The sequence below is a fragment of the Bartonella sp. HY038 genome (assembly GCF_014117425.1).
Lineage (GTDB): Bacteria > Pseudomonadota > Alphaproteobacteria > Rhizobiales > Rhizobiaceae > HY038.
This window is the reverse complement of the sequence record NZ_CP059725.1, coordinates 909,878-924,271: the sequence shown is the minus strand read 5'-3', so window position 1 is coordinate 924,271 and position 14,394 is coordinate 909,878. Positions and strand designations below refer to the sequence as shown.

Sequence of the window (14,394 nt, the reverse complement as noted above, 5' to 3'; positions counted from 1 at the left end):
CAGGCAAAGATCACGCCAGAAATCTGGCATGATCTTCATTTTCGGCATTTTATTCGGCCGCATCCGGCAGAGCATTTTGCGCAGCAATCAACTCACTGGTATTATCAAGCTCTACATCAAGGCCAAGTGAACGCATTTCCTTGACAAGCACGTTAAAGCTTTCAGGAATACCGGCTTCAAACGTATCATCACCACGGACAATCGCTTCATAAACCTTGGTACGACCAGCAACGTCATCGGACTTAACGGTGAGCATTTCCTGCAAGGTATAGGCGGCACCATAAGCTTCCAAAGCCCAGACCTCCATTTCACCGAAACGCTGACCACCAAACTGAGCTTTACCACCAAGCGGTTGCTGGGTAACAAGCGAGTAAGGTCCGATAGAACGAGCATGGATCTTATCATCAACCAAATGGTGCAGTTTAAGCATATAAATATAGCCAACTGTTACCTGACGATCAAAAGATTCACCCGTACGACCATCATAAAGCGTAACCTGACCAGAGGTCGAAAGACCTGCTTGCTCAAGCGCATCATTGATGTCTGGCTCATGAGCACCATCAAAGACCGGTGTTGCAATGCAGACACCATGCTTCATTTGATCTGCAAGACGCACAACGCTGTCTTCATCATAATGACGCACTGGCTCATTACGGTCATTATCCGGAATGATTGCCTCAATACGATGACGCAATGGCGTTACATCGCCTGATTGCTTATAGAGTTCTAGCATTTCACCAATCTGCTTGCCCATACCGGCACAAGCCCAACCAAGGTGGGTTTCTAGAATCTGTCCAACATTCATACGACTTGGCACGCCAAGTGGGTTAAGCACGATATCTACGTGAGTACCATCTTCCAAGAATGGCATATCTTCAACGGGAAGAATGCGTGATACCACACCCTTATTACCGTGACGACCAGCCATCTTATCACCTGGTTGGATTTTGCGCTTAACAGCCACAAAAACCTTAACCATTTTCATGACACCGGGCAGCATTTCATCGCCGCGCTGTACCTTCTCAACCTTATCCATAAAGCGCTGTTCAAGACGCTTTTTAGATTCGTCATATTGGGTGCGCATCGCTTCAAGTTCGCTTTGAAGTTTTTCATCTTCAACAGCAAATTGCCACCATTGCGAACGCGGATACTCATTCATGATGTTAGCATCAAGGGTGGTACCCTTTTTGAAGCTCTTAGGACCTGCAATTGCTACACGACCGGTTAATAGATCGATAAGACGCGCATAAACGCTACGATCAAGAATCGATTGTTCGTCATCACGGTCTTTTGCTAGACTTTCAATTTCTTCCCGTTCAATCGCCATTGCACGTTCATCTTTTTCAACGCCATGGCGATTGAAAACGCGCACTTCCACAACAGTACCAAAAGTCCCTGGCGACATACGCATTGAAGTATCACGAACGTCTGAAGCTTTTTCACCAAAAATCGCACGAAGCAATTTTTCTTCTGGTGTCATCGGACTTTCACCCTTAGGCGTAATCTTACCAACAAGAATATCACCTGGCTGAACTTCGGCACCGATATAAACAATACCGGCTTCATCGAGATTCTTAAGCGCTTCTTCCGAAACATTTGGAATATCGCGAGTAATTTCTTCAGGTCCAAGCTTGGTATCACGAGCAGCGACTTCGAATTCTTCAATATGGATTGAAGTAAAGACGTCATCGGCAACAATACGCTCTGACAACAAAATCGAATCTTCGTAATTATAGCCATTCCAAGGCATAAACGCGACCAGCACGTTACGACCAAGAGCCAAGTCACCAAGATCAGTCGATGGACCATCGGCAATGATATCGCCTTTTTCAATGCGATCACCAACGGTTACCAATGGACGCTGATTGATGCAGGTCGATTGGTTGGAACGCTGGAACTTTTGCAAGCGATAAATATCAACGCCAGATTTGGTTGGATCCAAGTCTTCCATCGCGCGGATAACCACACGAGTAGCATCTACTTGGTCAACAATACCTGTACGTTTTGCAACAATAGCCGCACCAGAATCACGGGCAACCACGGCTTCCATACCAGTACCAACAAAAGGTGCTTCAGAACGTACCAAAGGCACGGCCTGACGTTGCATGTTGGACCCCATCAAAGCTCGGTTCGCATCGTCGTTTTCCAAGAATGGAATAAGCGCCGCAGCAACAGAAACAAGCTGCTTTGGCGAAACGTCCATCAAATCAACATGGTCTTTAGGAGCCATGAGAACTTCGTTAGCGTGACGACAAACAACAAATTCTTCGGTAAAGCGACCTTCACCATCCAAAAGCGAATTAGCCTGAGCAATATAATGCTTAGACTCTTCCATTGCTGAAAGATAGATAACATCACTTGTTACCTTACCGTCGATAATTTTACGATATGGGCTTTCAATAAAGCCATATTTATTAACGCGGGCAAAAGTTGCAAGCGAATTGATAAGACCAATATTTGGACCTTCAGGTGTTTCAATCGGGCAAATACGACCATAATGGGTTGGATGCACGTCGCGCACTTCAAAGCCAGCACGCTCACGTGTTAAACCACCAGGCCCCAATGCTGACATACGACGCTTATGGGTAATTTCAGACAAAGGATTGGTCTGATCCATAAACTGTGAAAGCTGAGAAGAACCAAAGAATTCACGTACTGCAGCGGCAGCTGGCTTCGCATTGATCAAATCTTGCGGCATAACCGTATCGATTTCAACCGAAGACATACGCTCTTTAATAGCCCGCTCCATACGGAGCAAGCCGACGCGATATTGATTTTCCATCAACTCGCCGACGGAGCGCACACGTCTATTGCCAAGATTGTCGATATCATCAATCTCACCGCGACCATCGCGTAATTCGACCAACATCTTCAATACTGCAACAATATCTTCTTTACGCAAAACGCGAATAGTATCGGGGCAGTCAAGCTCAAGACGCATATTCATCTTGACGCGACCAACAGCTGATAAATCATAACGCTCTGCATCAAAGAACAACGATTCAAACATTGCTTCGGCAGTATCTAATGTTGGCGGCTCACCAGGACGCATCACACGATAAATATCGAACAATGCTTCTTGACGGCTTTCATTTTTATCTGCAGCCAAAGTATTGCGAATATAGGCACCAACATTAACGTGATCAATATCAAGAATATTAATTTCGTCTTCACCGGTATCGAGAAGAATCTTTAACGATTTTTCGTCCAGTTCATCGCCGGCTTCAAGGAAGATCTCACCAGTGGAATAATTAACTATATCTTCCGCAAGATAGGAACCTAAAAGATCGTCATTGGTAGCTTTAACGGCTTTAAGGCCATTTTCAACCAATTGCTTCGCAGCACGTGTTGTTAGCTTACGACCAGCTTCAGCAACAACTTCACCGGTATCAGCATCAATCAAATCTGCAACAAGCTTGACACCTTTAAAGCGATCAACCGAAAACGGAATACGCCATTCTTCGCCATCACGAACATAATGTATCGTATTATAATAGGTAGAAAGGATTTCCTGCCCATCCATACCCAAAGCCATTAGCAAGCTAGTGACTGGCAATTTACGACGACGATCTATACGAGTGTAAATCACATCTTTGGCATCAAATTCAATATCGAGCCATGAACCACGATAAGGAATCACACGCGCGGCAAATAATAATTTGCCAGATGAATGGGATTTACCTTTATCATGGTCAAAAAACACACCGGGGGAACGGTGCATTTGCGATACAATAACGCGTTCTGTACCATTAACGATAAATGTACCGTTATCAGTCATAAGCGGCATATCGCCCATATATACATCTTGCTCTTTAATATCCTTAATGGATTTAGAGCCAGTATCTTCATCAATATCAAACACGATTAAACGCAACGTCACTTTAAGTGGCGCAGCGTAAGTCAAATCACGTTGACGACATTCTTCAACATCGAACTTGGGGGCTTCAAATTCATAACGAACGAATTCGAGCATTGAAGCGCCCGCAAAATCCGTCATTGGAAATACTGATTTGAATACCGCCTGCAAGCCTTCATCCGGACGCCCACCTTTTGGCTCATCAACCATAAGGAACTGATCATATGATGACTTTTGAACCTCAATAAGGTTCGGCATCTCAGCTACTTCTGGGATTCTACCAAAAAATTTGCGTACGCGCTTACGACCGTTGAATGATAGGGTCTGAGCCATCGTCGCTCCTCGATCTTTGCTCCATTGGCGGCCACACCTTTGGAGCTGCTTCCATTGCACCACATCACCAAGATTATAGTGCTATACCGATCGGCATTTTCACCCATTCAACCGGTAAAATATGCCCAGAATATAAATCCAAATTTAAGCAATACTACCGCCCAATTGATTTGGATCCTTTAACGGGTTAAACCCGTTTCCTGACAGCCACCGAACTGTCAGGAAAAGGGTTCGTTCCAACTTAAATTAAACCGGCGAGTTTCCCCGCCGGAATAAATATATTACTTAAGCTCAACCTTAGCGCCAGCTGCTTCAAGAGTAGCTTTAACTTTTTCAGCTTCGTCTTTAGAAACACCTTCTTTAACAGGCTTAGGAGCACCGTCAACGAGGTCTTTCGCTTCTTTAAGACCAAGACCGGTAAGACCGCGAACTTCTTTAATAACGTTAATTTTCTGTGCGCCACCATCAACAAGAATTACGTCGAATTCTGTCTTTTCTTCTTCAGCAGCAGCTGCAGGACCAGCAGCAGCAGCTACAGCTACAGGAGCAGCAGCAGAAACGCCCCACTTTTCTTCAAGCATCTTTGAAAGCTCAGCAGCTTCCATAACAGTCAATGCTGAAAGTTCTTCAACGATCTTTGCGAGATCAGCCATATTATATTCCTAACTAATTAAAAGATTTGAACTATTGACAGCGAGAAACGGCCTTAAGCCGCCTCGTTCTTCCGAGCATATGCACCAACAACGCGAGCAAGTTGACCTGCAGGCGCCTGAGTGACCAATGCGATACGTGTAGCTGGGGTTGAAATCATACCAACCAACTTGCCACGAAGCTCGTCGAGTGAAGGCAAGGAAGCCAAAGACTTCACACCATCAGCATCGAGGGCAGTCGCACCCATTGCACCACCAAGAATAACCAATTTGGCATTCGTTTTAGCAAAATCTACAGCAACTTTTGGTGCTGTAATTGGATCAGCAGCATAAGCAATAACAGTTTGTCCGGTGAACAAACTAGCAATAGCTTCTGATTCAGTGCCCTGAAGAGCGATTTTGGCAAGGCGGTTTTTCGCGACTTTAACGGAACCACCTGCTGCGCGCATCTTCGTACGAAGATCATTAATCTGCGCAACAGTGAGACCGGAATAGTGGGCCACAACGACAGAACCGGACTCATTAAAGGTCCCATTGAGCCATGTGACAAATTCGCGTTTTTCCGCTTTTTCCACTGTCTCTCTCCAATTAACGGACTTGCACCTTTGCAAATCCATCGGGTTGCCTTTGCCACATGATAATCACGTGACTATCGAGGATCCTGTCCCCTTCTTCATGCATACACAATCAAAGGCAACTCTGGTTCAAACTTTCCAATTAGAAAAATCCATTAAAAAGCTCTACTAACCCAGTCTCATGCAGGCTTCACAGATTAAGATATAAGAAAAATCTTACACCACCCGCAATCTCGGACAGGATGTTCCGGAATATTTCCGGTATTTTGCATCTAGCAAAAAAGACCTCCTGATTCTAAAAATCAGGCGATCAACATTTCGCATGTATAACTTTCACAACTAAATTGCAAGCATAAGGTTATAAATTCATTAAAATAATTACAATGAACCAATATCGACACCCTATGCAAACTATATAACGCCTTTAGTTAAAAAAGACATACTTATAAAATGACTTATGTCACACCAAGAAAATTTCAAGCTTGGGATTTTGCAAAGTAAAAAAATTCTATAAAAAAAGCACCCGGAAACAATTAAGTCCCCGAGCGCATTTATTAAAATAACGTAAATATTATTGAGCTGGACGAACCGAAGCTGGATCTACCTTTACACCAACGCCCATGGTTGATGAAACAGCAACACGCTTCACATATTCACCCTTAGAACCTGCAGGCTTTGCTTTAATAACCGCATCAGCAAAAGCAAGAATGTTTTCAGCGATTTTTTGATCACCAAAAGATGCTTTACCAATACCAGCATGAACAATACCAGCTTTTTCAACACGGAATTCAACAGCGCCGCCCTTTGATGCTTTAACTGCACCAGCGACATCTGGAGTAACCGTACCAACTTTTGGATTTGGCATCATACCACGTGGTCCAAGCACCTTACCAAGACGGCCAACGAGTGGCATCATGTCAGGAGTTGCGATACAACGGTCAAAATCAATATTACCAGCATTAATTGCTTCATAAAGATCTTCTGCACCAACAATATCTGCACCAGCAGCTTTTGCTTCTTCAGCCTTATCGCCACGAGCAAATACAGCAACGCGAACTGTACGGCCAGTACCATTTGGCAAGTTAACCACACCGCGAACCATTTGGTCAGCATGGCGAGGATCAACACCAAGATTCATCGAAACTTCAATTGTTTCGTCGAATTTAGCAACAGCACGTTCGCGAACAAGAGCAATAGCTTCGTTAAGCGCAAAAAGCTTATCTGTATTTAAACCCTCACGGATTTTTTTCATTCTTTTTGAAATCTTGGCCATCTTATGAACCCACCACTTCAATACCCATTGAACGGGCGGAACCTTCAACCATACGCATCGCTGCTTCGATATCATTTGCATTGAGGTCTTTCATTTTGGCCTCAGCAATAACACGAACCTTATCGCGACTAATCGTACCTGCAGAAATCTTACCTGGCTCTTTTGAACCAGACTTCAAATTAGCTTCTTTCTTGATGAAATAGCTAACTGGAGGAGTCTTCAATACGAATGTGAAAGACTTATCTTGATAATAAGTAATCAAAACAGGAATAGGTGAACCCTTTTCCATATCCTGTGTGGACGCGTTAAACGCCTTACAGAATTCCATAATATTAATACCACGCTGACCAAGAGCTGGACCGATTGGCGGCGAAGGATTCGCCGAACCTGCTGGCACCTGCAACTTGAGCTGGCCTGCTACTTTTTTAGCCATACTACATCTGCCTTTATATAAAATTATCCGTATCTAACGGAACCAAAACCGAAATCATTCGGCACGCAGTTGGCGGTACAAAACAAAATGCCGGCTAAAGCATTTTCTTTCTTCCGCCCAAAACGCAAAATTGCGTTTAAATTAAAACGCTCACGCGCTTTACCACCCTTTCGAGCGATTCTTCAATAGCCTTACTAAAACTTAAAGCTTTTCAACCTGATCATATTCAAGCTCGACAGGGGTTGCACGACCAAAAATCGACACTTCAACCTTTAAGCGTGAACGCTCTTCCTCAACTTCTTGAACAATACCATTAAATGAAGCGAAAGGACCATCAGAAACGCGAACCTGCTCACCCACTTCAAAGCGCAAGGCTGACTTTGGCTTTTCAACTCGTTCTTGAACCTGCGTCAAAATTTGATCAGCTTCACGATCTGAAATCGGAACAGGCCGTGAATCCGACCCTAAAAACCCAGTTACCCGAGGCGTATTTTTAATCAAATGAAAAAGATCATCAGTCAAATGCGCACGAATAAGAACATAACCAGGAAAAAATTTGCGTTCTGACTCAACTTTGCGCCCACGACGAATTTCAACAATCTTTTCTGCGGGAACAGTAATATTCTCCACAAGATGCGTTAAGCCTTTAAGCTCCGCCTCTTTTTGAATTGCTTCGGCGACTTTCTTCTCAAAATTTGAATAAGCCTGAACAATATACCAACGCGCTGCAACAGCCATAGAACCTCACCATCAACCCATAAAAGACTTAATCAAATCACTAATGAAGCGCACACCTAGACTTACACCATTTGACATTAGAAAATCAGCCAACAAAAAGAACAGTGAAGCCACAACAACCATCACCAAAACCATGACGGTAGAAATAACTGTCTCACGACGACTTGGCCAGGTCACTTTAGCAATTTCAGCCCGAACTTGCTTAAAAAAAGTGATAGGGTTTGTCTTAGATGCCATTTATAGCCCTACTCAATAAAAGAGACTTAGAAAAAACCAAATTAAATACGAATCGGTAAACCTAACAGCACATTCAAAAAATATCTGCTATATAGATTTAAGACGCGAAAAGCCAAACAGCCTTACGCGCCCGAACATTGGCGATATAATAATTAAAACTTCAGAAATTGCAAGAAAAAAACGTAATTCATCGAAACTAAGCACAATTGTATTAATTTTTCTCCATGCAGACCGCACAAAGCAGACACCATTTTATTAGCGCAAATTATAAATTTTATTGCCATTAATCTTCAATACTAGATAAATCAAGTCATTTAATGTCGGCGCCATTGAAAGATTGTTACGGCTCCAAAACATAGTGAAGACAATAAATCTAGTTCCACCTATCATTAAACCAACCAAACTCAAAAGCAACAAGCCTAAACTATAAGCGTTAGAAACTGCTATCGCTAACTAAAGTAAACAGTAACGAAAAGCCCCAAACCTATTTTACGTTTTTGATACAGCAATTATAGCCAAACTGGAATTTAGACATGCAGACCATTAATAAATATCTAACTGGAAAAACTATCAGCAACACCTTAGAGATTGACCTCAAAGAAGAAACTAAAAATTAGTTTAAAAAAAAGCCCAGACAAAATGTCTGGGCTTATCTGGCAGGGGCAGCAGGGTTCGAACCCGCGGCCTACGGTTTTGGAGACCGTCGCTCTACCAACTGAGCTATACCCCTATGATCACTAAATGATCCAACCTGTAAACTGTGTGGAGGTCAATAACTTGATTCTCTCCACATAGCAAATGTTTTTTTAACTATTCAATGATTTTCGCTACAACGCCCGCACCAACGGTACGACCACCTTCACGAATAGCGAAGCGGAGCTTCTCTTCCATTGCGATTGGAACGATCAAAGCTACATTCACAGAAATATTATCACCAGGCATAACCATTTCTGTACCTTCAGGAAGCGTAACAATACCTGTCACGTCTGTTGTACGGAAATAGAACTGAGGACGATAATTTGTGAAGAATGGAGTATGGCGACCGCCTTCTTCCTTCGTCAAGATGTAAGCCTCAGCTTGGAATTTTGTATGAGGTGTTACTGAACCTGGCTTTGCCAAGATCTGACCACGCTCGATACCTTCACGATCAACACCGCGAAGCAACGCACCAATGTTATCGCCAGCCAAACCTTGATCAAGAAGCTTGCGGAACATTTCAACGCCAGTAACAGTGGTTTTTGAAGTTGGACGAATACCAATGATTTCAACTTCTTCACCAACCTTAACAATACCACGCTCAACACGGCCAGTTACAACAGTACCACGACCTGAAATTGAGAACACGTCTTCAATTGGCATCAAGAAAGGCTGATCGATTGGACGCTCTGGAGTTGGAATATAAGCATCAACTTCGCTCATGAGAAGACGGATTGCGTCTTCACCAATGGTCTTATTGCTGTCTTCAAGCGCTGCAAGAGCTGAACCCTTAACGATAGGAATTTCATCGCCTGGGAAATCATATTTTGAAAGAAGCTCACGAACTTCCAATTCAACGAGCTCAAGAAGCTCTTCATCATCAACCTGATCAACCTTATTAAGGAAAACCACGATTGCAGGAACACCAACCTGACGAGCAAGAAGAATGTGCTCGCGGGTCTGTGGCATTGGACCATCTGCTGCAGAAACAACAAGAATAGCACCATCCATCTGAGCCGCACCGGTGATCATGTTCTTAACATAGTCAGCGTGGCCTGGGCAGTCAACGTGAGCATAGTGACGGTTTTCTGTCTCATACTCTACGTGTGCAGTTGAAATGGTGATACCGCGTGCCTTTTCTTCAGGTGCAGCATCAATCTGGTCATAAGCGCGAAACTCACCAAAATACTTGGTGATCGCAGCTGTCAAACTGGTTTTACCATGGTCAACGTGACCAATTGTGCCGATATTAACATGCGGCTTATTACGTTCAAATTTGCTCTTAGCCATCGCCGTTGATCTCTCAATCTCGTTAGCACCCACTAGTGGGTGAACTTTCAAACACTACCAAACCATGATATAAGTTCGGCCATCTGATTATTCAATAGCTTAACCTAAAGGGTAAAAGCGATTGAACTATGATGGATTTATCCTGCCAAAGCACGTAAGTCCACCAATAATGCCAACCTATATACATATTAATTTTCAATTGACAAGAAAAAATCTTAACTCCTGCAGCTCGCATTACTTCAACATATTTGCGCTAAAATGAATTAGAAACCTCCCCACAATTGCACCATCACAAAAAAGTTAATTAAAACATAAACTTAAACAGACAACTCCCGTAATATGCAAGTTGTACTAATTTAGCAGAAATTTAGATTATTTTAATTGCCGTTCATGCCGCGATAAATATTCACACCAAGATCCCGTATTTTCTTGCGCAAAGTATTACGGTTAAGCCCCAATAATTCAGCTGCTTTAATCTGATTACCGCGCGTTGCAGTGAGGCAAGCCAAAATTAATGGATATTCCATCTCGGCCAATACGCGATGGTAAACACCTTCCGGTGGCAAATCATTACCAAAAGAGGCAAAATAGCGTTGCATATTAAATTCGACAGCTTGCGCAATTGATATTGTTTCAAGCACAGCGCTATCTGCGCCAACCATAGCATCTTTTTGGCGATCAGGCTTTATCTCCGCTTCGATCACATCGGCATTGATAGCTTCTTGGGGGTATAAAGCGGCTAAACGGCGCACTAAATTTTCAAGCTCTCTTACATTGCCCGGCCAGCTATAACTGCGCATGAGGTCCAATCCCTCGCTGGTGATATACTTAACCGGCAAACCATCTTCAGCCGCATTTTTGAAAAAATGCCGCACAAGATCGGGAATATCTTCCGCCCGCTCACGAAGGGCAGGCAAACGCAAGGGAACAACATTCAAGCGATAATAAAGATCTTCGCGAAATAGCCCTTGATTAATTAACAAACGCAAATCCTTATTGGTGGCAGCGACAATACGCACATCGGTTTTAATTGGCGTACGACCACCAACTGTCATATATTCGCCTTGCTGTAAAACACGTAAAAGGCGAGTTTGCGCATCCATTGGCATATCACCAATTTCGTCCAAAAAAAGCGTTCCGCCATCAGCTTGCTCAAACCGACCGCTTGAACGGGTTTGTGCACCTGTAAATGCGCCTTTCTCATGGCCAAAAAGTTCAGATTCAATCAGATCTTTTGGAATTGCCGCCATATTGATTGCAACAAATGGACCTTTTTTGCGGCGACCATATTCGTGCAAAGCACGTGCAACTAATTCCTTACCGGTGCCAGATTCACCAGTAATCATAATGGTAAGATCTGTCTGCATCATACGCGCAAGAATGCGATAAATATCTTGCATGGCTGGTGAACGCCCAACCAATGGCATAGTATCGCCCACATCATCATTTTTTGCTGCATCAGCTTGTTTTTTTGGCTCTGCCATAGCGCGGCCAACAATAGCAATAAGTTCACTTAAGTCAAAAGGCTTGGGTAGATAATCATAAGCCCCTGCTTCTGATGCTTTTATAGCCGTCATAAAGGTATTTTGGGCACTCATAACAATAATTGGCATTTCGGGGCGGATTTTTTTGATACGCGGTAAAAAATCAAAAGCATTTTCATCAGGCATAACAACATCAGTGACAACAAGATCCCCCTCTCCTGCAGCAATCCACCGCCAAAGGGTTGCAGCATTGGGGCTTACTTTTACATCATATCCAGCACGTGATAAGGCCTGATTTAATACGGTACGAATAGCTGCATCATCATCAGCGACTAGAATTGTTCCCTTACTCATATCCCAATCTCCTGCTTAACACCTTGCGCATCTTCGACCTCTACATTTTGAATTTGCGCGTCTTGCGGTCGCCACATTGGCATTAAAATGCGAAACACCGTGCGCCCAACTTCTGAATCACATTCAATTACCCCGCCATGATCATTAACCACCTTAGCAACCAGAGCAAGACCAAGGCCGGAGCCATTCACCTTACTGGTAATAAAAGGATCAAAAAGATGTGGCATAATATCTTCAGATACACCAGGACCATTATCTTCCACGCAAAATTCCATCGGTAAAGCAATCTTATGTCCCTGCACTTTTAAGCGAATACCAGTACGATAGGCTGTGGAAAGTGTAATTACGCCATCTTCACGTCCTTGCAATGCTTCCGCAGCATTTTTGACCAAATTTAAAAAAATCTGGATAAGTTGATCACGATTAGCAAAGACCGGCGGCAAGGATGGGTCATAATGCTCAACAATTTGGATATTGCGCGCAAAGCCACTTTTAGCAATGGCTTTTACATGACTTAAAACAAGATGAATATTGACCGGAAAACGCTCAATGGGGCGATCATCGGAAAATACCTCCATACGATCAACCAGCGCGACAATACGGTCTGTTTCGTCTTGAATCAAACGGGCAAGCGAGCGATCCTCATCGCCCACCACCGCTTCTAGCAATTGAGCTGCCCCACGAATACCTGATAATGGATTTTTAATTTCATGAGCAAGCATTGATGCAAGACTGGTGACAGAACGCGCAGCGCCGCGATGGGTCATTTGCTTATCAAGTTTTTCGGCTCGCGATTTTTCTTGAAATAGAATAACCACGGCCCCTTGCGGCTCAAATACAGGATGCACAAATACGTCAACCAATTTATCGCGCCCAAGCTTGGGCGAAGAAATATCAACCCGATATTCAGTAATTGGAATTTTGGTCTGCCGCACTTGATCAACCAAGGTTAAAAGTGGACTACCAAAGGGTAAGAATTGCGCCAAACGACTTTTAGCTAAAGTGCTTGCACTTGTTTTTAAAAACTGCTCTGCATCGTTATTGGCATAGCAAATCAATCCGTCACTGGCGACCATTACTACAGGATGAGAAACAGCATCCAAGACCAAAGCAGCAAGATTATCTTTTTGGAGAAAATTTTGCGCCCCATAATTTGAATTATCCATTACGCCACCCTTTGCTTATTGTCATTTCTATCTATACGAGCACGTCCTAAAATATCCGCAAGTAGAATAGTTGCTTTTTCTGGCTCAAGTTCGGTAACTAACGCCATACGCTCCTCGGCACTATAAAGCCCTGCACTATGGCGCGATATATACCAATCAAGATGTTTACGGGCATGACGTTTACCTGCAAAAACTCCATAATAGGATAGCATATCTTCATAATGGCTGATTGCATAAGCTGCAATATCATCAGGCATATAACCATCAACCATAAGTCCAGCAAGCCAAGGCTGCCCATAACAAGCACGCCCCACCATGATAGCGTCAGCCCCTGAAATCTCAATCAGCTTCAACGCATCTTCTGCGCACGTAACATCACCATTAGCAACCAGTGGTATCTTTATGCGCTCACGCACTTTTTTAATTGCCTGCCAATCGGCATTACCTTTATAAAATTGCATTCTGGTGCGCCCATGAACGCTCACCATTGCAACGCCCACATTTTCGCAGCGTTGTGCAATTTCGGGCGCATTAATACTATCATCATCCCAACCAAGACGCATTTTAACCGTGACCGGTACATCAACCGCACCAATAACCGCCTCAACAAGCTGCAAGGCAAAATCAGGTTCTCGCATTAAAGCTGAGCCGCAATAGCCGCCTGTCACTTTTTTAGCAGGACAGCCAAAATTAATATCAATAATGTCGGCGCCTTCATTTTGGGCAATGCGAGCAGCCTCTGCCATAAAAGAGGGATCACGGCCGGCTAATTGCACAACATGTTGATCAATACCATCTGATGATAATCGCAAATGACTTTCTTTGCGTGCGCTAACCAATTCACCACTTGCCACCATTTCAGAAACAACTAGACCCGCTCCCGCTTGCCAAGCCCGCAACCGAAAAGGTAAATCAGACACACCCGACATAGGCGCAACCAAAACGCGATTGCGAATAGTCACATCACCGACTGTGAAAGGGGTATTTAGTAGCGACACCGGTAAACTCCTGATTTCCTCAAGCCTAAGTTTTAACCATTTTTTTTAAAAGATCAATAAAGAGGCAAAAAATCATTTCATTTAAATTAAATAAGCTCTAATAACACCATACAACACGCCGATTTTCTGTGCAAAGCCACATAAAACTTTCAACAAACAACCAATAGGGCAAATACTAAGCCCAAGCTTTTGATCGCTATCATCATAATTTAAAAATCAATTTTACCAATTTTAGCACGATATAGGGCTTGGATTAGTTGATAAAAATGTAGTGAATTGATTATCAATGGGTAAAAGTTTAGCATCTTGAC

Annotated in this window: 12 protein-coding genes and 1 tRNA gene; 1 reads left to right on the top strand and 12 read right to left on the bottom strand. The window is 43.4% G+C overall.

Features of this window, described 5'->3' with window-relative positions; translation table 11 throughout:
• Positions 1-49: 49 nt before the first annotated feature.
• Positions 50-4,189 (bottom strand): DNA-directed RNA polymerase subunit beta, encoded by a 4,140-nt coding sequence (gene rpoB, locus H3299_RS03905; protein WP_182419007.1) that lies wholly within the window; start codon positions 4,187-4,189, stop codon positions 50-52.
• On the opposite strand from rpoB, the gene H3299_RS03900 reads away from it, so the two are divergent.
• The gene (locus H3299_RS03900) at positions 4,171-4,380 is read left to right on the top strand and encodes a hypothetical protein (protein ID WP_182419006.1); all 210 of its coding nucleotides are present in this window, start codon (positions 4,171-4,173) and stop codon (positions 4,378-4,380) included. The genes rpoB and H3299_RS03900 overlap by 19 nt on opposite strands.
• A gap of 90 nt (positions 4,381-4,470) precedes the next feature.
• Here H3299_RS03900 and rplL read toward each other — a convergent pair whose 3' ends face one another.
• The 11 genes from rplL to dusB all read right to left on the bottom strand — a co-directional run bounded on the left by rplL (position 4,471) and on the right by dusB (position 14,083).
• Positions 4,471-4,842: a 50S ribosomal protein L7/L12 gene (gene rplL / locus H3299_RS03895; RefSeq protein WP_182419005.1), complete on the bottom strand. Its 372-nt coding sequence runs from the start codon at positions 4,840-4,842 to the stop codon at positions 4,471-4,473.
• Positions 4,843-4,895: 53 nt separating this feature from the next.
• The gene (gene rplJ, locus H3299_RS03890) at positions 4,896-5,414 is read right to left on the bottom strand and encodes a 50S ribosomal protein L10 (protein WP_182419630.1); all 519 of its coding nucleotides are present in this window, start codon (positions 5,412-5,414) and stop codon (positions 4,896-4,898) included.
• Positions 5,415-5,985: 571 nt separating this feature from the next.
• Positions 5,986-6,687, bottom strand: coding sequence for a 50S ribosomal protein L1 (rplA, locus tag H3299_RS03885; RefSeq protein ID WP_182419004.1), 702 nt, complete (start codon positions 6,685-6,687; stop codon positions 5,986-5,988).
• A gap of 1 nt (position 6,688) precedes the next feature.
• The gene (gene rplK / locus H3299_RS03880; protein ID WP_182419003.1) at positions 6,689-7,120 is read right to left on the bottom strand and encodes a 50S ribosomal protein L11; all 432 of its coding nucleotides are present in this window, start codon (positions 7,118-7,120) and stop codon (positions 6,689-6,691) included.
• A gap of 201 nt (positions 7,121-7,321) precedes the next feature.
• Positions 7,322-7,858, bottom strand: coding sequence for a transcription termination/antitermination protein NusG (gene nusG, locus H3299_RS03875; RefSeq protein ID WP_182419002.1), 537 nt, complete (start codon positions 7,856-7,858; stop codon positions 7,322-7,324).
• Between the two features lie 12 nt (positions 7,859-7,870).
• A complete protein-coding gene (gene secE / locus H3299_RS03870) occupies positions 7,871-8,095 on the bottom strand; it encodes a preprotein translocase subunit SecE (RefSeq protein WP_182419001.1) in 225 nt (74 codons plus the stop codon).
• A gap of 654 nt (positions 8,096-8,749) precedes the next feature.
• Positions 8,750-8,825: transfer RNA gene (locus H3299_RS03865), tRNA-Trp, on the bottom strand.
• An 80-nt stretch (positions 8,826-8,905) separates the two neighbouring features.
• On the bottom strand, positions 8,906-10,081 hold the full coding sequence (tuf, locus tag H3299_RS03860) for an elongation factor Tu (protein WP_182419000.1): 1,176 nt from the start codon (positions 10,079-10,081) through the stop codon (positions 8,906-8,908).
• A 377-nt stretch (positions 10,082-10,458) separates the two neighbouring features.
• Positions 10,459-11,919: a nitrogen regulation protein NR(I) gene (ntrC, locus tag H3299_RS03855; protein WP_182418999.1), complete on the bottom strand. Its 1,461-nt coding sequence runs from the start codon at positions 11,917-11,919 to the stop codon at positions 10,459-10,461.
• A complete protein-coding gene (locus H3299_RS03850) occupies positions 11,916-13,085 on the bottom strand; it encodes a nitrogen regulation protein NR(II) (RefSeq protein ID WP_182418998.1) in 1,170 nt (389 codons plus the stop codon). The genes ntrC and H3299_RS03850 overlap by 4 nt, the downstream gene beginning before the upstream one ends.
• On the bottom strand, positions 13,085-14,083 hold the full coding sequence (gene dusB, locus H3299_RS03845; RefSeq protein ID WP_182418997.1) for a tRNA dihydrouridine synthase DusB: 999 nt from the start codon (positions 14,081-14,083) through the stop codon (positions 13,085-13,087). Before dusB ends, H3299_RS03850 begins: the two co-directional genes overlap by 1 nt.
• Positions 14,084-14,394: the final 311 nt, after the last annotated feature.

Excerpts from the sequence above, each read along its gene's own strand:
- ntrC (WP_182418999.1), bottom strand. The coding sequence starts at position 11,919 with ATGAGTAAGGGAACAATTCTAGTCGCTGATGATGATGCAGCTATTCGT.
- rplA (WP_182419004.1), bottom strand. The coding sequence starts at position 6,687 with ATGGCCAAGATTTCAAAAAGAATGAAAAAAATCCGTGAGGGTTTAAAT.
- rplL (WP_182419005.1), bottom strand. The coding sequence starts at position 4,842 with ATGGCTGATCTCGCAAAGATCGTTGAAGAACTTTCAGCATTGACTGTT.
- H3299_RS03900 (WP_182419006.1), top strand. The coding sequence starts at position 4,171 with ATGATAGGGTCTGAGCCATCGTCGCTCCTCGATCTTTGCTCCATTGGC.
- secE (WP_182419001.1), bottom strand. The coding sequence starts at position 8,095 with ATGGCATCTAAGACAAACCCTATCACTTTTTTTAAGCAAGTTCGGGCT.
- nusG (WP_182419002.1), bottom strand. The coding sequence starts at position 7,858 with ATGGCTGTTGCAGCGCGTTGGTATATTGTTCAGGCTTATTCAAATTTT.
- tuf (WP_182419000.1), bottom strand. The coding sequence starts at position 10,081 with ATGGCTAAGAGCAAATTTGAACGTAATAAGCCGCATGTTAATATCGGC.
- rplK (WP_182419003.1), bottom strand. The coding sequence starts at position 7,120 with ATGGCTAAAAAAGTAGCAGGCCAGCTCAAGTTGCAGGTGCCAGCAGGT.
- H3299_RS03850 (WP_182418998.1), bottom strand. The coding sequence starts at position 13,085 with ATGGATAATTCAAATTATGGGGCGCAAAATTTTCTCCAAAAAGATAAT.
- rpoB (WP_182419007.1), bottom strand. The coding sequence starts at position 4,189 with ATGGCTCAGACCCTATCATTCAACGGTCGTAAGCGCGTACGCAAATTT.